This window comes from Agrobacterium sp. FDAARGOS_525, from assembly GCF_003938925.1.
Classification (GTDB): Bacteria; Pseudomonadota; Alphaproteobacteria; order Rhizobiales; family Rhizobiaceae; genus Agrobacterium; species Agrobacterium pusense.
The window spans coordinates 2,095,884-2,113,856 of the sequence record NZ_RKIU01000003.1 but is presented as its reverse complement, the minus strand read 5'-3'; the positions used below and the strand labels follow the sequence as shown (position 1 = coordinate 2,113,856).

The window sequence follows — 17,973 nt, the reverse complement described above, 5'->3', positions numbered from 1 at the left end:
GATCGCATGACAAGGGGAGATCGGGACCGCATCTGCGTCAATATGGCCGGTGTCGGATGCAGCGGTTTTGAGCTAATATTCCCGAGAAATATATCGTCGCGTCATAGCTGGAAATATCTGAAATGTGGGACTTCTTCCCTATCGTCTTCTTGCCGTTCAAAATTCTCGTATTGGGAACGGGCATGTTCTTCGCCATCAAATGGCATCATGATCAGGCGAAGAAGGAAAACGAAACCAAGGGACCGTAAGCGCCGCCAGTTTTAAAGGCGCGGGCCGCTTGGCCCACTCCCGGGGACGAAGCAGACCTTGCTTTCCACACTCCGCTCAAACAGCCCATTCTTCATCCGTCGTGAACACGATCGTCAGCCAACGGTCACTCCCCTCGCCGCCTATCGCTTCGCCGATCTCGTCGCGGATCGCATCCCATTCCTCAAGGCGCCGCGGCGGCCAGTTTCTGGGAACAATGAAGAAGAGTTCGATCTGGCGGCCGCGGCCAACCCGGGCCACATAGGAGTAATGCGAGGAAAAGCCGAACTTCGCCACGACCTCCCCCGCCACCCTGTCGACATGCTGTTTGAACTCCAGCGGGGTGACAAGAAGTATGTCGGCCAGCGCCTGTTTCACATTGCCGAGTGGCATGGGAATGATGACGAGGCAGACCAGCGTCAGCACGGCCGGGTCGACATAGGGCGACAGCCATGCCTGGGACGTTCCCGTCAGCCCGTAACCGATGGCGAAAGCGATGAACAGCGCCACGCTCAGCAGCGCGCTCATCAGCCAGCTTTTAGCGTCCAGCGCCACGAAGGCGGATTTCAGCCGTTGGTTCTGCCGTTTGACAAACCATGTCATGGCGAGCGAGACGGCGAAGCTGACGAAGGTGACGATGATGGCGTAATCGAACTCGATCGACCGGCCGCCGTCTATCAGGCTGTCGATGGCATTGATGAGCGCGTAAATCGCCGCCCCCATCAGAAGCGTGCCGTTGAGGCCGAGCACCATTGGCTCCAGATGCCAGAAGCCCATGGTGAAGCGCTCCACCAGCCGGCCGCCCGGCCTGGGTGCCGCGGCGGCGGCGATCAGCCGCGCCACGAGCAATGCGAGCACCGTCATGAAAGCATCCGTCAGGGCGTAGACACCGTCGAAGACGACCGCGAAGGAGCCGGAAAACAGGCCCGCCCCGATGCCGAACAATGCCAGCAGAATCGTGACGGCAATCGAGAATTTCAGCAAAGACTGTTCTGTCATGACACTTGTTCGACCTTCAAAACCGGGCCCGCCTTCACAGGGGGATTTTGCTTTTCCTCGAATCGAGAAAACGCCTAACTCTTTGTTTCGGCGCATTTCCAGACGGAAAACCGGGGTCCACTTTTCCTGGAAATGCTCTATAAACACCACATACAGCACTCACAAGACAGGACAAAACCCATGGATTTCGGCATTTCCGGCAAACGCGCCCTCGTTCTCGCCTCTTCACGCGGCCTTGGGCTTGGCATTGCGACGGCGCTGGCAAAGGAGGGTGCAAATGTCCTTCTCGTCGGCAGGAGCGGCGAAAAGCTGGAAGCGAACTGCAAGGCCATCAACGCCCTTGGCAAAGGCAAGGCCGACTGGGTTTGGGGTGATCTTGCCGACGACAATTTTGTCGAGGCCATGGTTCAGGCCGTCAGGGAAAAGCTCGGCGGCATCGACATTCTCGTCAACAATACCGGCGGCCCGACGCCGGGCCTCGCTCAGGAGATGACGGCGGAGAAGCTGGATACGTTCTTCCAGTCGATGGTGCTGCGGGTCATCACGCTGACCAATGCGCTTCTGCCCGGCATGAAGGAGCAGGGTTTCGGCCGCATCCTCACCGTCGCCTCGTCAGGCGTATTCGAACCGATTGCCAATCTTGCCCTTTCCAACACGTTGCGCGGCGCGCTTGTGGGCTGGAGCAAGACGCTGTCCTCCGAAGTGGCCGGTTTCGGCATTACCTCAAACCTGCTTCTGCCCGGCCGCATCCACACCGACCGCATCGATGAGCTCGATGGCGCCAATGCAAAGCGTCTCGGCAAGAGCATCGAGGAAATCCGCGAGGCCTCGGTCAAGAGCATTCCCGCAGGCCGCCTCGGCACGGTGGAGGAGTTCGCTGCCGCCGGCGCTTTCCTCTGCTCGGTGCCCGCAAGCTACATCACCGGCACGATGCTCAGGGTAGATGGCGGCGCGGCAAAGTCGAACTGACGACTGGGTGCTGTTACGACGCCGTTCCGTAAATCACGTAGCGGTTCCGCCCGGTATTCTTGGCTTCATAAAGCGCAGTATCGGCGTGGCGCAAAACGTCGCTTGTACTCTCGCCGGGATTGGCAAAGGCGATCCCGGCGGAGCAGCTGTAGCGAAACTCGGGCATGTCGCGCAGAGGGGCTGCATCGGCCAGTGACGACAGGAGCTGCCGCATCAGGCTTTCGGCGCCGTGCATGCGCGAGCCACTGAGCACCAGCAAAAACTCTTCCCCGCCAATCCTGCCGAGAAGGTCGTCACGCCCGGCAGCGGCGGACAGTCGTCCTGCGAAATCCTTCAGCACGAGATCGCCGTAGGCATGGCCGAAGCGATCGTTGACGCTCTTGAAGTGGTCGATATCCATGATGATGACGGCGAGCGCCTGCGCCTTGTTGGGCCCAAGCAGGTGGTTGAGCGCATCCATGGCGTAACGCCTGTTTCCGAGCCCGGTCAGCTCGTCGCTCAGGGCGGATTTCAGCGCCCTGTCCCGCTCCTGGCTCAGATCGCGCAATTCGATGCCAAGTTCGGAAACATCGGTGACGACGCATAGCATCCAGCCGCCCGGCAGCGTGGTCTCGGTCGTCAGTATCCAGCGCCCGTCATTGAGACTGGTCTCAATGGTCCGGAACGGCAGCTTGCCGCGCCTCGTCTTGGCCGAGCGCAGCCAGAGTTCGAAATCCGATGTCTCGATGGCCGTACCGGTCGCGTTGCGAAAACCACTGCGCATCAGTTCCACCCAGCTCGGGAAATCGCGCTGTCCGATACCAAGCGCAGCGCGGAAGGCACTGTTGGCGAACCGCAACTCATCGCTGCCATCAAACAAAGCGTATCCCTGCTGCGATGCTTCCAGGAGGGCCATGAGCTGCCGGAAGAAAACGCCCATATCGCCTTGAACGACACCGGCATCGTCCGGCGCTGCATCCTCCACTGCTTGCTGGCTGATTTTGTGGGGCATATAATTTCCAAAACTAAAAACGACCGAAAACCAAATACAGCATGTCCATATGGACATTCCGAAATTTAATAAATATTTACGCCCGACAGCAAAATGGATACGTCTTCGATCCGCTTACTTCGACAAAGCTGGCTTTAACAGAATTCCCTTAAAGCCGTCGCCTAGAACTACACTGTTCTTTCTTAAAGGAATTGTAATCCCGTTTACCATGCGTTGCCAGGATTGCCGCAACTTTGCGACTGGCGCGCGGGCACGGGCGTTCGACCGAAAAAAGACCCACGGCGCTTGCCATTCCGCCCGCCCTGTGCAATCAACCGCCCTCCTCTGACATCGGGGTGCCAAGAGCATCCCTTATTTTCACGCCGGGCCATCCAAGGCCGGGCGGGTTCTTCTATCGACACAAGGAATATGGCGATGACGCAAAAGCGGGCTCTCGGCCTCGATTTCGGCACGACAAATACGGTCATGGCTCTTTCCGACAATGGCGGCGCAAGCCATTCCATGCGCTTTACCAGCAGCGCCGGCACGGATGACAGCATGCGCACGGCCCTCTCCTTCATGAAGGACGCCGGCCTCGGCGCGGCCGCCCTGCATGTGGAAGCGGGCCACGCCGCTATCCGCCAGTTCATCGACAATGCCGGCGACTGCCGTTTCCTGCAATCGATCAAGACGTTTGCGGCGTCACCGCTGTTTCAGGGCACGTTGATCTTCGCCAAGCGGCAGAGCTTCGAGGATTTGATGGAAGTGTTCCTGCGCAAGCTGAAGACCTATGCCGGGACGGAATGGCCCGATGATGTATCGACTGTCATTGCCGGCCGGCCGGTGCGTTTTGCCGGCAGCAATCCGGACGAGACGCTGGCGCTTGCCCGATACAACGAGGCGCTGAGCCGGGCCGGTTTTCCCGAAATCCACTATGTCTATGAGCCGGTGGCGGCCGCGTATTATTTCGCGCAAAGCCTGAAGAAGGACGCCAATGTGCTGGTGGCGGATTTCGGCGGCGGCACCACCGACTATTCGCTCATCCGTTTCGAAACCCATGCCGGCAAGCTTTCCGCCACCCCCATCGGCCATTCCGGCGTCGGTGTTGCGGGCGATCATTTCGACTTCCGCATGATCGACAATCTGGTGTCGCCGGAGATCGGCAAGGGCAGCAAGTTCAAGAGTTTCGACAAGGTGCTGGATGTGCCCTCCGGCTATTACGTGAATTTCGGCCGCTGGAACCAGCTGTCGATCTTCAAGACCTCGAAGGAATTCACCGATCTGAAGTCGCTGGTGCGCTCGGCGCTGGAGCCGGAAAAGCTGGAAATGTTCATCGACCTCGTTGAGCATGACGAGGGCTACCCGCTCTATCAGGCTATTTCCGCCACCAAGATGGCGCTCTCCTCGGCGGAAGAAGCGGAGTTCAACTTTGCGCCGCTCGGCAAGGCCGGACGCAAGATGGTGAAGCGCAGCGATTTCAACAGCTGGATCGCCGAGGACCTTGCCAAGATAGAAGAAGCGCTCGACGAGGTTCTGGAAAAGACGCAGGTTTCGCCAGATGCGATCGACAAGGTGTTCCTGACCGGCGGAACCTCCTTCGTGCCGGCGGTGCGGGAGCTTTTCACCCGCCGTTTCGACGCCGATCGCATCGAAAGCGGCGGCGAGCTGCTTTCGATTGCCCATGGTCTGGCCATGATCGGCGAAAGCGGCGATATTCAGCGCTGGACAGTGTGATTTGCGGGTTCCCCGGGCGGGGAACATGGGGTAATTTCCGCCCATGATCGCCGCTCAAGACCTCTCCCCGGCCGAACTCGCCGCCCTCCTGCATTTCCATGCGGATGCGGGCGTCGACTGGTTGCTGGAAGAGGCGCCCGTAGACCGTTTTGCCGAATTTGCCGCCGCCCGCCCTGCCCGGTCCGCGCCTGTTGAGGCGGCGGCGACATCTGCACGGCAGACTGAAAGGCCTGCGGATCGCGGCGCCGATGTGCCGCAGCGGCAGGGAGCAACGCGCAGTGCTCCCGCGCGCGGAGCGCCGGCAAGTCCAGCCGTTCAGCAGAATGTCGCCATGCCGGATGAGCAGGCGGTGGCAGCGGCGCGTTTTGCCGCAGAAAGCGCGAGATCGCTTGCCGAACTGAAAACCGCGCTTGAGGGTTTTTCCGGGTGCAACCTCAAGAACAGCGCCCGCAATACGATCTTCACCGAAGGTGACGCTTCCTCGGGCATCATGGTCATCGGCCCCATGCCGGATGCGGATGACGATCGCGAGGGCCTGCCCTTTGCCGGCAAGACCGGCCTGCTGCTTGACCGGATGCTGGCGGCCATCGGCCTTGAGCGCAGCACCATCATGCTCGGCAATGTGGTGCCGTGGCGACCACCGGGCAACCGCCCGCCGACCCAAGCCGAAATGGATATCTGCCGCCCCTTCATCGAGCGCCAGATCGCCCTTGCGGAGCCAAAACACCTGTTGCTTCTGGGCAACTTTACCGCACGTTTCTTCTTTGGCGGCACCGGCACGATCCATACATTGCGGGGACAGTGGCGTGATGTCGCAGCCGGACACCTTGTTTTGCCGGCGCTCGCCAGCCTGCACCCCCAGGAACTATTGAACGCGCCGGCCAGTAAGTCCTTGGCATGGCAGGATTTATTGATGTTTCGGGCAAAGATCGCCGAAGGCTGATTGCCTCATTCCTGCTCAATGTAAATGAATTATGAAAATAGCCATGCGCATTACGCATAACAGCGGCGCATTTGGTCAACTTGCCGAATCCATGCTGCGCTGCGATATACGGCCATGTCTTGGGAGGAATTTCGGTTAAAGGAACCAAGGCAATGACCACTCGCTTCCGTCCGGTGCATTCCGGCTTTGAATCGCTCCGCCTGGCGGGCCTCGGCCCTCGCTCCAGTCAGGGCTACCATCGTTTCGGCGCAGCCGCTAACGAACAGTTGACCGCACGCGCTGCCATGCAGCAGGTCCGCGTGACGCGTCCCTCGGCAGTCTTCGCGGATTTCCGCGAGCGCTGAGAAGCACTCAGGCCGGCTTACACTGGCTTACAGATATGATTGCGCGCTGGCGTCTTTCCTCGGAAAGGCGCCTTTCTGCTTTTGTGGGTGTAGGATCATAAGTCTCCGTCATGCCGGACCTGATCCGGCATCCAGCCAGCCCAAGTCCTTGGGCTGAAAGAACTCCTTCGCCGCGCGGACGCGCGTCGGCTGGATCCCGGCTCAAGGCCGGGATGACGGAAGCGGTTGCCCTGAAACACCGGCAATAGCGCTCCTCACCCCTGCGGCGTCGAGGCCTTGCGCGCCGCGCGTCGCGCCAATCCCAGCTGATGTTCACGGAAAATGATGAAGATGCCGGCCAGGATCACGATCGCCGTGCCGATGAGCATCGTCAGCGTGGGTATGTCTCCGAAAAGGACGTAGGAAACCACGATACCGAAGACGATGGAACTGTATTCGAAGGGCGCGATGACCGAGACCTCGGCGTGCCGGTAACTCTCCGTCAGGAAGATTTGCGCGACGCCGCCGCAGATGCCGCTGGTTATCAGAAGCAGGGTCTGCGTCACTGTCAGCACGCTCCAGCCGAAGGGAACGCTGATGAGCGACAGCAGGGTGGCGGTGAGCGAAAAATAAAGCACGATGGTTGGCGTCTTTTCCGTTTCCACCAGTTGCCGCACCTGGATCATCGCCAGCCCGCCAAGGGCGGCACCACACAGCACGGCAATGGCGCCCAGCCCCTCACCCGCGGCAAACCCGCCTTCCCTGAGAAGCGTCATCTTCGGCCAGAGAATGACCAGCACGCCGATCATTCCCACGAAGACTGCACTCCAGCGATAAATGCGCACCTTCTCATGCAGGATAAAGGCGGCAAAAACCACGGCGAGAAGTGGCGAGGCATAACCGATGGCGATGAATTCCGGCAGCGGCAGCATGGTCAGCCCGTAAAAGCCGCAGGCCATTGAGAGGATTCCAAGAAAACCGCGCTTGAAATGGCCGAGGAGATTGTTGGTGTGCAGCGCACTTGCGAGCGCGTGAAGCCAGGCAAGATAAACGACAATCGGAATGATGGCGAAAGCCGAACGAAAGAAGGTGATCTGGCCGGCCGGCACATCCCCCGCGGCCTTTATACAGGTCTGCATGACAAGAAAAAAGCCAACCGAAATCAGCTTCATGCTGATCCCGCGGAAGGGATTCATCGGTTCGGCGTTCATTAGCAGTTACTCATATCGGCTGCGCAGACACGCCATCGGGAGGTTTCATGCGGGGGAGACGACGCGGGGAATTGGATTTGCGCAAGGCTAGAGCATTCCTCCGGCGCTTTACAACAAAAAATGTGATTTATCCCTGAATTCAGTTGATGGCGTGGAGAAATCGAAGCCTCGCAAGGCAGGCGCGAGGGCAAAAAGTGGCACGCGCTAAAATTTGAAGAAAATAAAATATAATTTCAGCAATCGTTCAACATTTGCTGCGATGGTCCGTTGGTCCGGCAGCGGGGAGGATCGTCTGCATGGCCGGCAAAGCCTTCCATGGCGGGACAGAATGTCCTCCGACGCGCACATGATCGTGACGAATATTCTACCCATTTTACATCCGGGCCTTATGACGACATGATGCCGGGAAGACCACGCAAAGTTATTCAGGGACAGTCATGCGAACAGACACGGGCCAGATCGTTCACCTGGCGGATTACCGCCCCACCGATTTCGTTCTGGAGCGGGTGGATCTCACCTTCGAACTCGACCCTAAAAATACCAAGGTCGAAGCCCGTCTGATCTTCCACCGGCGCGAAAGCGCCGACCGGCATGCACCGCTGGTTCTTGATGGCGACGAGCTGAAGCTTTCCAGCCTGCTGCTCGACCAGGTGGAGCTGCCCGCCGCTCAATATGAGGCCACACCGGACAGCCTGACCATCCGCGACCTTCCCGCTGAATCTCCCTTCGAGATTTGCGTCACCAATTACATCAACCCGCAGGTCAATACGCAGCTGATGGGGCTTTACCGCACCAACGGCGTTTATTGCACCCAATGCGAAGCGGAAGGTTTCCGCCGCATCACCTATTTCCCCGACCGTCCGGATGTTCTGGCGCCTTATACGGTGACGATCATCGCGGCAAAGGAAGGTAATCCGCTGCTGCTCTCGAACGGCAATTTCCTGGGCGGCGGCAATTACGACGAAGGCCGTCACTTCGCGGCCTGGTTCGATCCGCATCCGAAACCGAGCTACCTGTTCGCTCTCGTTGCCGGCGATCTCGGCGTGGTGGAAGATACTTTCACGACCATGTCCGGACGGGAAGTGGCGCTGAAGATTTATGTCGAGCACGGCAAGGAGCCGCGCGCTGCCTATGCCATGGATGCGCTGAAGCGTTCGATGAAATGGGACGAAGAGCGCTTCGGCCGCGAATACGACCTCGACATCTTCATGATCGTCGCCGTGTCGGATTTCAACATGGGCGCGATGGAGAACAAGGGTCTCAACGTCTTCAACGACAAATTCGTGCTGGCCGACCCGGAAACTGCCTCGGATGCGGACTATGCCAATATCGAGCGCATCATTGCGCATGAATATTTCCACAACTGGACAGGCAATCGTATCACCTGCCGTGACTGGTTCCAGCTGTGCCTGAAAGAAGGCCTGACGGTCTATCGCGATCAGGAATTTTCCTCCGACATGCGCTCGCGGCCGGTGAAGCGCATTGCCGATGTGCGCCACCTGAAGTCGGAGCAGTTCCCGGAGGATTCCGGTCCGCTGGCACATCCGCCGCGCCCGGATACCTATCGCGAAATCAACAACTTCTACACGACGACCGTGTATGAAAAGGGTGCCGAAGTCACCCGCATGATCGCCACGATCCTCGGCGCTGAAGACTTCAAAAAGGGCATGGACCTCTATTTTGAACGCCATGACGGCGAAGCGGCAACGGTTGAGGATTTTGTCAGGAGCTTTGCCAATGCCAGCGGTCGCGATCTATCGCAATTCTCGCTGTGGTACACCGAGGCCGGCACGCCGCTAGTCTCCGTTTCGTCCGCTTACGATGCCGGCAAGGCCACTTTCAGCTTGACGCTGGAACAGACGACCGCGCCGACCCCCGGCCAGCCGGTGAAGCAGCCACGCCACATTCCGCTTTCGCTGGCGCTGATCCTCGATAATGGTCAGATCGCCGAACCGCAGGCCGTCGAAGGCGGCGAGTATCGCGACGGCGTACTTCATTTGACCCAGCGCAACCAGACCTTCTCCTTCTCTGGCATTTCCTCGCGGCCGGTGCTGTCGATCAACCGCAGCTTCTCCGCGCCGATCAACCTGCATTTCGAGCAGAATGCTGCCGACCTGGTGCAGATTGCCCGGCATGAGACGGATATGTTCGCGCGTTTCCAGGCGCTGACCGATCTCGCCCTGCCCGTGCTGATCGCCGCCACCAAGGCGGTGCAGAAAGGCGAAGACGTCCGCACCGATGCCGACCTGATCGCGACGCTCATCGAAATCATCGGCGACGACGCGCTTGAACCAGCATTCCGGGCGCAGGCACTCGCCCTGCCCAGCGAGACCGATATCGCCCGCGAACTCGGCGGAAACACGGATCCCGATGCCATCCACAAGGCGCGCAACGCCACGATCATGGCGATTGCGACAGCCGGCCAGGACACACTGCGGCGGCTTGCCGACGATGCTGCCAATGGCGAGGCCTACAGCCCCGATGCCGGAAGCGCCGGGCGGCGTTCACTGCGCAACGGCGCGCTGACATTCCTCGCCTTTGCCGAGGGAACGCCGGAGCGGGCGGCGAAGGCCTATGCCGGCGCCACCAACATGACCGATCTCGCCCATGCACTCAGCGTGCTGACGCAGCGCTTCCCCGACAGCGCGGAAACGAAGGAAGCGCTTGCCGCTTTCGAAAAACGCTTCGCCGACAATGCACTGGTGCTCGACAAGTGGTTTTCGCTGCAGGCCGCCATTCCCGGCGAAGGCGCGCTTGATCGTATCAAGGCACTGATGAAATCGAAACATTTCATCGCCACCAATCCGAACCGGGTACGTTCGCTCGTCGGCACGCTCGCCTTTTCCAATCCTACCGGCTTTCACCGTGCCGATGGCGCCGCCTATCGGTTCCTCGCAGAGCAGATCATCGCCATCGACAAACGCAATCCGCAGCTTGCCGCCCGCATTCTCACGTCCATGCGCTCCTGGCGCTCACTTGAGGCAAGCCGCGCCGACCATGCGAAAGCAGCGCTTTCCACCATTGCCGAGGCGAAAGGCCTCTCGACGGATGTGAGCGATATCGTCGGGCGTATCCTGAAGGGCTGACTTTCCGCCGACGCTCCGACATTCCGACCCATTCCGCGACGCCGTCTTGATTTCCATCAAGGCGGCGTCGTGCATCATGCAGCATCTTTCGTGCGAAGGGCCGCGGTTGGCCCGGGATCAGACAGGAACCTCAGATGACGGATATGTCCAGAACAAGCGCTTCGTTTCAGCGTTTCATCAGCGATGCTCCAGACCATAAGGCGGCGTGGTTTCAGGCCGTGCAGGCTCTCGGGGCCGCGTCCACGCTCGACGTGAAGACACAGAGCCTGATCTACATCGGCATTCTTGCCGCCCTCCGCCTGGAAAGCGGCATCGGTTTTCATGTGATGGAAGCCAAGTCCCACGGTGCGAGCCGTGACGATATCATCAGCGCGGTGCTCACCGGTCTTCCTGCCGCCGGAAATGGCGTGATCAGCGCGCTTGGTCCTGCTCTCGATGCCTTCGACGGAGCCTGAAACGTTACACGCGGCATTCCCAAGCAGCCGGAATTGAAGCGCTGGCTCACTGTATTTCTTCATGAATCCCGCTTTTGCCGAAGCGGAAGCAGACTGTCCCGAAAAAATACGGAGTCGGTTCAAGGGGTTAAAATTCTTTTAACTTTTGCCTCTGGACAGGGCGAATCGCATTTGATTCATTAGAGATATTCGAGCGGCGGCGCTTCGAATCACGGGGACATCTAAAAGGCGGGACAATGACGAACGTGCGGCGGGCGACTGCGGGCGATGAGCGGCCGTATGCCAAATTTTCTGATCTGGCGGCCTGGGGCGAAAAGCTTTCCAGTGACCTGATGGGTTTGATGAGCGGCGCGGAACGGCCCATGCCGCAGGTCGAGACCCTGCTGAAGCGCCTCATTCCCATTCTCATCCTCGCATTTCTGGTGGTCGTGGCGGCCTCGCGCATGCTGGGCATCGTCGCCGAATACAGCCGCATGGAAGAAGCCGCCCGCCACTCCACGGCTTTGACGGCGCTGACCGCCAAGGCGGCCCTGCTGAACGACGGCACTGTTTTCACCTCGCAGGACCGCACCCGCGCCGAGGCAAGCCTTGTCGCCGCGTTGCCGCAGGGAAGTCTTGCCGATGGCACCATGGTGCTGCTGTCGGGCAGCAACGGTCGTATTTTTGCCGGTTCCGGCAAGGAGGCAATGCTTTACATTGGCACCTCCCTGCCTGCCCTGCTGCCGGAAATCGCCATCGTGCAGCGTTTTCCCGGCGCTCCCGGAACCATCGAGACCAATATAGACGGCCAGCAGCATTACGCGACGATGATCCCCTTCGGAAACGATGGTGCCATGGTCATCGCGGCGCGGTCGCTGCAGCCGATCCGCTCGTTCTGGCGCAGCGAAATCGCCATGAATGTCACGCTGTTCGCGGGCATTTCCTCCATCCTGCTCGTGGTGCTCTATGCCTATTACATGCAGGTGAAGCGCGCCCGCGATGCCGACGACATCTTCGCCGAATCCAACCTGCGGGTGGAGACGGCGCTCTCGCGCGGCCGTTGCGGCCTGTGGGATTTCGACCTTTCCACCCGGCGCATGTTCTGGTCCGGTTCGCTTTACGAGATTCTCGGTATGCCGCCCAGGGCGACACCGCTCTCCTTCTCCGATGCGGCGCGAATGATGCATTCCGAAGACGGCAATCTCTATGAGCTCGCCCGGGCTGTCGGCTGCGGCAACCTGCGCCAGATCGACCAGATCTTCCGCATGCGCCACACCAAGGGCCATTATGTCTGGTTGCGCGCCCGCGCCCAGGTCATCCGCACCAATAATGGGCCGCGCGTCATCGGCATTGCCATGGATGTCACCGAACAGCACCGCCTTGCGCAGCGCTATGCCGAGGCCGACCAGCGCCTCGCCGACGCCATCGAATCCACGTCCGAAGCTTTCGTGCTGTGGGACAAGAACGACCGTCTCGTCATGTGCAACACCCATTACCAGAAGGCCTATGGCCTGCCGGACAGCGTGCTGGTGGCAGGCACGGAGAAATCCACGGTTTATGCCGCAGCAGCCCGGCCGGTCGTCGAACGTCGCGTTGCCGATCCCGATCAGTCCGGCCTGTCCCGCACCACGGAGGTGCAGCTTGCCGACGATCGCTGGCTGCAGATCAACGAACGCCGCACCCGCGATGGCGGCCTCGTCTCAGTCGGCACCGACATCACGCTTCTGAAGCGCCACCAGGAACGGCTGCGCGATTCCGAGCGGCGACTGATGGCCACCATCGGCGATCTCTCCGCCTCGCAGCACAAGCTGGAGCGCCAGAAGACCGAGCTTTCTGACGCCAACGCCAACTACGTTGCCGAAAAAGAGCGCGCCCAGGCCGCCAACCGGGCGAAATCGGAATTCCTTGCCAATATGAGCCATGAGCTGCGCACGCCGCTCAACGCCATCCTCGGCTTCTCCGAAATACTGCTAAACGAGATGTTCGGCCCCGTGGGTTCTCCCAAATATTCCGAATATGCGCGCGACATCCATGACAGTGGCAAACATCTGCTCAACGTCATCAACGATATTCTCGACATGTCGAAGATTGAGGCGGGCCATATGCGCATCAACCGCGAGACCATCGATCTCGCGCCGCTGATCGAAGAAACGCTGCGTCTGACCGCCATCCAGGCCGAACAGAAGAACATCACCGTGCAGCAGAAGGTCTGCGCCGGCCTCACCATGCAGGGCGACCGCCGCGCCATGAAGCAGATCATGCTCAACCTGCTCTCCAATGCCGTGAAATTCACCGGCGACGGCGGCAGCATTGCGCTGCGCACCCATGTGCATGAGGCTGCGATGATCCTCACCATCGCCGACACCGGTATCGGCATTCCGACACAGGCGCTGGAAAAGATCGGTCAGCCCTTTGAGCAGGTGCAGAGCCAATATGCCAAGAGCCAGGGCGGCTCCGGTCTCGGGCTTGCGATTTCCCGCTCGCTGGTGAAGCTGCATGGCGGAACGATGAAAATTCGTTCCTGTGAGGGGCGTGGCACGGTGGTGACGATTATTATTCCGCATGCGGCGGGGGTTTGTGGGACGGTGCATTGAGTTGGGCGTCGGACGCGCTGAATGTGCTGCGATACGTTAAGGTCGAATGCGCGACACCCCCCTCTGTCCTGCCGGACATCTCCCCCTCAAGGGGGGAGATCGATATGAGGCCAGCTTTCGACCATCTCAACGGTCAAGGATGAAGTGGCGAGAGGGCGTCCTGCCGATCTCCCCCCTTGAGGGGGAGATGTCCGGCAGGACAGAGGGGGGTGAAGCCAGACTCACCAGCGCAAATGGCGCACGCCACACCCACCACATCACCCGTTCTTCACCACCGCCACAAACGCCTTCCGCACCGCCTTGGATAACCGCTTCACCTCTCCCTCAAGCGTGGAAATGTCAGGGCAATTACCTGCCCGGCACACAAGATCGATCAATCCCGCCGGCGCTTCCTTGGGGTTGAACGTGCCGTCGATGCACAGCCTTACGATCTGCGATATCTCGGTATAAAGCCCCATCGCCGCCATGCAGTCATCGAGGGCCTGCGGCTCCATGACCGGAGCGGCGAGCGCCTGGAGCGCTTCTGCCGTGTTGCGCCCCGGTTCGTGCGCGGCAAGCCCCTTCGCAGGCCCTACCAGCGCCAGATTTTGGGCGATGAATTCGAGGTCGATCAGGCCGCCATTGATGAGCTTGAAGTCCCAATTATTTTCCGGCGGTTTTTCCTGCTCGATGAGGCTGCGCATTTCCAGCACATCGGCCGAGACCTTGGCCACATCCCGCTTTTGCGACAGGACGGAAGCAATGATGCGGCGCGCATCTTCCATCAGCGAGGCATCGCCGCAGATCAGGCGGGCGCGCGACAGCGCCATGTGTTCCCAGGTCCAGGCCTCCTCACGCTGGTATTTTTCGAAGGCGGAAATGCGGGTCGCCACCGGCCCCTTGTTGCCGGAGGGGCGAAGCCGCATGTCGACCTCGTAAAGCACGCCTTCTGCCGTCGGGGCCGACAGGGCGGCAATCAACCGCTGGGTGACGCGGGTGAAATAACGCACCACATCGAGCGGTTTTGCGCCGGTCGATTCATGGGCGGCATCATCATAATCGTAAAGCAGGATGAGATCGACATCCGATCCGGCCGTCAGCTCGAAGGAGCCGAGCTTGCCCATTCCCATCACGGCGACACGGCCGCCGGGATAGGGCCCATGTGCCGCCTCCATCTCCGCCAGCACCGCATTCAACGCCGCCTCGATCACCAGATCGGCAAGATGGGTGAAAGCACGGGCGGCGACTTCGCCACGGATCGCGCCGGTCAGAAGCCTCACGCCGATGAGGAAGCGCTGCTCGGCGGCAAAGATACGCAGCCGGTCGAGAATATCCTCGTAATGGCGGGCATTGGAGAGGAAACTGCCCATGCGGTGAGCGAGATAATCGCGTGTCGGGATGTCGCTCATCAAAGCCGGGTCCAGCATGCCGTCAAAGACATGCGGGCGGGCGGCGATGATTTCGGCCAGACGCGGCGCGGAGGACATGATCGTTACCAGCAGGTCGAGCAGCGCCGGGTTGTTGCCGAGCAGCGAGAAAAGCTGGATGCCTGCCGGCAGGCCGGAGAGGAAATTGTCAAAGCGCAGCAGCGCCTCGTCGGCCCGCTTGCTCTCACCAAAGGCGCGCAGCAGGTCCGGCGTCAATTCCGTCAGCCGCTCGCGGGCCTCGACCGACTGCGTCGCCCGGTAACGGCCATTGTGCCAGGTGCGGATGACGCGGGAGATATCCTCCGGCCGCTCGAAACCGAGGGCGGAGAGCGTCTTTAACGTATCGGGATCGTCCTTCTGACCGGTGAACACCAGATTGCCGGCCTCGCCTGACAGTTTCACTTCCTGTTCGAACAGCGCCGAATAACGCCGCTCCACCAGCCGCAGCACCTCTTCCAGCTTTTCCGAGAAGGCCTTGGTATCCTCGAAACCCAGCATGAAGGCGATGCGCTTCAGTTCGGCTTCGGTATCGGGCAGCACATGGGTCTGCTCATCGCGCACCATCTGGATGCGATGTTCCACCTCGCGAAGGAACCAATAGGCATCCGTCAGGCTGTCACGGGTCTCGGCGTCGATCCATTTCGCCTCGGTCAGCGCCGCCAGCGCCTCCTGCGTTGCGCGCACCCGCAGCGCCGGCATTCGGCCGCCGGCGATCAGCTGCTGCGTCTGGGCGAAAAACTCGATCTCGCGGATGCCGCCGCGCCCGAGCTTGACATTGTGGCCCTTCACCGCAATCGCGCCGTGGCCCTTATGGGCGTGGATCTGCCGCTTGATGGAATGAATATCGGCAATCGCCGCATAATCGAGATATTTGCGGAAGATGAAGGGCGTGAGCTCGCGCAGGAAATTCTCACCCGCCTTGATATCACCCGCCACCGGCCGTGCCTTGATATAGGCAGCGCGCTCCCAGTTCTGGCCCCTGCCCTCGTAATAAAGCAGGGCCGCTTCCACGGGGATGGCGAGCGGTGTGGAGCCCGGGTCTGGCCGCAGCCGCAGATCGGTGCGGAAGACATAACCATCGGCCGTGCGCTCCTGCATGATGCGGACCAGACGGCGCATCATGCGTCCGAAATTCTCCGTCGCGTCATAGGGGTCGTCCATGATCCCGGCGGAGGGTTCGAAAAACACCACGGCGTCGATATCGGAGGAATAGTTGAGTTCGCGGGCACCGAGCTTACCCATGCCGAGCACGATGAGGCCCGATCCTTCGCTGGGGGCGGCAACATCCTTCAGTTTCAGCTTGCCACTCTCATGGGCCGACAGCAGAAGGTGATCGATGGCAGCGGAGAGTGCTGCATCCGCCATGTCGCTCAGCCAGCGGGTCGTGTCACGCGCAGTGAAGATACGGGCGAGATCGGCAAGTGCCGCGACGAAGGAGAGCCGCCGTTTGGCGATCCGGAGCCTCGACATTACCTCGTTTTCGCTCGGTATGCCGCCGTCCTCTCCCGGTTTCCAGCAATCGCGCGCCTGACGCACGAGATCGGCGAGCAGTGGCTCCAGAGGTTTTGAAATGGCCAGTGACAACAGCCCCTCATCGGCCGCCGCCATGTCGCGCAGGTAGGGGGAGAGCGTGAAGGCCGCGGCAACGAAGTCTTTCAGGGCGCTTTCGTCGGCAAGCAGCGCGGCCACCGCCGGCTCGATTCTGCCGATGTCTTTCAGAGTGGAGAGCACGGATTTCAGCTCGGTCTGCGTATAGGGGCGGATCACGCCCGCCAGCACGTCGTTCAGCCGCCTTTCGGCGCTTTCCGGTTTCGTCAATGCTTCTCTCCCTCTCCCGAGCCCGTTTGTCCTTCGGCCATACCGGATTTTCAGGACGGGCCGCTCTCCCCACGCTAGCCATCCTGCCGTTGCATCACCGAAGCCTGCAGGCACATATCACCTGCCTTGTAACAAATGCGGCGCGCTTTGCGATCAGGAAAACCGCTTTTGCCGAATTTTCCGAAACCCTGCTGGCGCGACCACGGTTTCGCCGGCACATCGCAATGCCGCGTAATGTCTCCGCAATTGTGCCCACGTAGCGTTCTCCTCAACGAAACCCGACTCCCCGGTTTTCAAACACGCGGTGCTGCAACGGATATGATCATGAAACAGATTTTTACAATGAAATGGCAAAAGAGCCTGTGCGCCATGGCGCTTTGCCTGACGGCGCTGCCGGTGGCACAAGCGGTCTACGCGCCGGTTTTCGCCGCCGATATGGGCAAATCGGACCGCATGGCCGATCCGCAGGCCGGTTTCGATAATTCCCGCTACAGCAGTTCCGGCGACTGGAAAATCACGCTCGGTGTCGGCGCCGCCTATGCCCCGAAATATGAGGGGTCGGACAAGCTGGAGGCCGGCGCCGTGCCGCTGGTCTCCGTCGCCTATGGGGACATGTTGAGCATTGATTTCAGCGGCGTCACCGTCAACCTGCTGAACAGCAACGGTTTCCGGCTGGGAGTGAAAGGCGGCTGGGAGCCCGGGCGCAAGGAAAAGGACGACAGGAAAAACCTGCGCGGGATGGGCGATATCAAGGCAGGCGGCGTCATTGGCGGCGTTATCGCCTATGACGCTGAACCCTTCGAAATCTACGCCAAGGTCGACAAGACCATCAATGGCAGCGAGGGCCTGACAGCCACGATCGGCGCCAGCGTTTCCCATAAGGTCGACCAGTTCATCCTCGGAGCGGACCTCTCCGCCACCTGGGCTGACGACAAGCACATGAAATCCTATTTCGGTGTGACCTCGGCGCAATCCGCCCGTTCGGGCCTGCGTCGCTTCGACGCCAAATCCGGCTTCAAGCGCGTCGACGCCAGCGCCTCCGTCACCTACCTGATGACCGAGAACTGGTCGATCACCGGCACCGGAGGCGTCGGTTTCCTGCTGGGCGATGCCAAGGACAGCCCGCTGTCCAAAAAAGATATCCAGCCGTTTGCAATGGTGGGCCTGGCCTACACGTTCTAACGCGAGGATTGTCGTCTGGCGGGGCACAACTCCCCGCCGGAATACGCTCGCCGGCTCT

The 17,973-nt window shown here is 60.4% G+C and carries 13 protein-coding genes; 9 read left to right on the top strand and 4 right to left on the bottom strand.

Translation table 11 applies throughout. From position 1 onward, the window contains the following. Positions 1–122 precede the first annotated feature (122 nt). The gene (locus EGT36_RS31000) at positions 123–248 is read left to right on the top strand and encodes a hypothetical protein (RefSeq protein WP_004440843.1); all 126 of its coding nucleotides are present in this window, start codon (positions 123–125) and stop codon (positions 246–248) included. Positions 249–324: 76 nt separating this feature from the next. Here the strand turns inward: EGT36_RS31000 and EGT36_RS11705 are convergent, their stop codons facing one another. Beyond that, positions 325–1,245 carry a cation diffusion facilitator family transporter gene (locus EGT36_RS11705; RefSeq protein WP_037091500.1) on the bottom strand — a complete coding sequence of 307 codons (921 nt, stop codon included), beginning with the start codon at positions 1,243–1,245 and terminating at the stop codon, positions 325–327. A 180-nt stretch (positions 1,246–1,425) separates the two neighbouring features. Here EGT36_RS11705 and EGT36_RS11700 point away from each other — a divergent pair, with 180 nt between their 5' ends. Next, entirely contained in the window at positions 1,426–2,214 is a 789-nt protein-coding gene (locus EGT36_RS11700) for an SDR family oxidoreductase (protein WP_004440837.1), read from the top strand. 13 nt (positions 2,215–2,227) lie between these two features. On the opposite strand, the gene EGT36_RS11695 is transcribed toward EGT36_RS11700, so the two are convergent. After that, the gene (locus EGT36_RS11695) at positions 2,228–3,205 is read right to left on the bottom strand and encodes a GGDEF domain-containing protein (RefSeq protein WP_172965642.1); all 978 of its coding nucleotides are present in this window, start codon (positions 3,203–3,205) and stop codon (positions 2,228–2,230) included. 414 nt (positions 3,206–3,619) lie between these two features. Between EGT36_RS11695 and EGT36_RS11690 the strand changes: the two genes are divergently transcribed. The 3 genes from EGT36_RS11690 to EGT36_RS11675 all read left to right on the top strand — a co-directional run bounded on the left by EGT36_RS11690 (position 3,620) and on the right by EGT36_RS11675 (position 6,205). Beyond that, positions 3,620–4,918, top strand: coding sequence for an Hsp70 family protein (locus EGT36_RS11690; protein ID WP_004440833.1), 1,299 nt, complete (start codon positions 3,620–3,622; stop codon positions 4,916–4,918). Positions 4,919–4,961: 43 nt separating this feature from the next. After that, a complete protein-coding gene (locus tag EGT36_RS11685; protein ID WP_037091506.1) occupies positions 4,962–5,861 on the top strand; it encodes a uracil-DNA glycosylase in 900 nt (299 codons plus the stop codon). Positions 5,862–6,013: 152 nt separating this feature from the next. Then, on the top strand, positions 6,014–6,205 hold the full coding sequence (locus EGT36_RS11675) for a hypothetical protein (RefSeq protein WP_004440829.1): 192 nt from the start codon (positions 6,014–6,016) through the stop codon (positions 6,203–6,205). 254 nt (positions 6,206–6,459) lie between these two features. On the opposite strand, the gene EGT36_RS11670 is transcribed toward EGT36_RS11675, so the two are convergent. Further along, positions 6,460–7,395 (bottom strand): DMT family transporter, encoded by a 936-nt coding sequence (locus EGT36_RS11670; protein ID WP_004440828.1) that lies wholly within the window; start codon positions 7,393–7,395, stop codon positions 6,460–6,462. Between the two features lie 437 nt (positions 7,396–7,832). Between EGT36_RS11670 and pepN the strand changes: the two genes are divergently transcribed. The 3 genes from pepN to EGT36_RS11655 all read left to right on the top strand — a co-directional run bounded on the left by pepN (position 7,833) and on the right by EGT36_RS11655 (position 13,509). Then, a complete protein-coding gene (gene pepN / locus EGT36_RS11665; protein WP_037091511.1) occupies positions 7,833–10,481 on the top strand; it encodes an aminopeptidase N in 2,649 nt (882 codons plus the stop codon). Positions 10,482–10,615: 134 nt separating this feature from the next. Beyond that, entirely contained in the window at positions 10,616–10,936 is a 321-nt protein-coding gene (locus EGT36_RS11660) for a carboxymuconolactone decarboxylase family protein (RefSeq protein WP_004440823.1), read from the top strand. 236 nt (positions 10,937–11,172) lie between these two features. Beyond that, positions 11,173–13,509 (top strand): PAS domain-containing sensor histidine kinase, encoded by a 2,337-nt coding sequence (locus tag EGT36_RS11655; protein ID WP_125270433.1) that lies wholly within the window; start codon positions 11,173–11,175, stop codon positions 13,507–13,509. Between the two features lie 257 nt (positions 13,510–13,766). Here the strand turns inward: EGT36_RS11655 and EGT36_RS11645 are convergent, their stop codons facing one another. Then, positions 13,767–16,733 (bottom strand): bifunctional [glutamine synthetase] adenylyltransferase/[glutamine synthetase]-adenylyl-L-tyrosine phosphorylase, encoded by a 2,967-nt coding sequence (locus EGT36_RS11645; RefSeq protein WP_125270432.1) that lies wholly within the window; start codon positions 16,731–16,733, stop codon positions 13,767–13,769. Positions 16,734–17,051: 318 nt separating this feature from the next. Here EGT36_RS11645 and EGT36_RS11640 point away from each other — a divergent pair, with 318 nt between their 5' ends. Then, positions 17,052–17,915, top strand: a complete 864-nt coding sequence (locus EGT36_RS11640) for a MipA/OmpV family protein (protein ID WP_037091519.1) — start codon at positions 17,052–17,054, stop codon at positions 17,913–17,915. Positions 17,916–17,973: the final 58 nt, after the last annotated feature.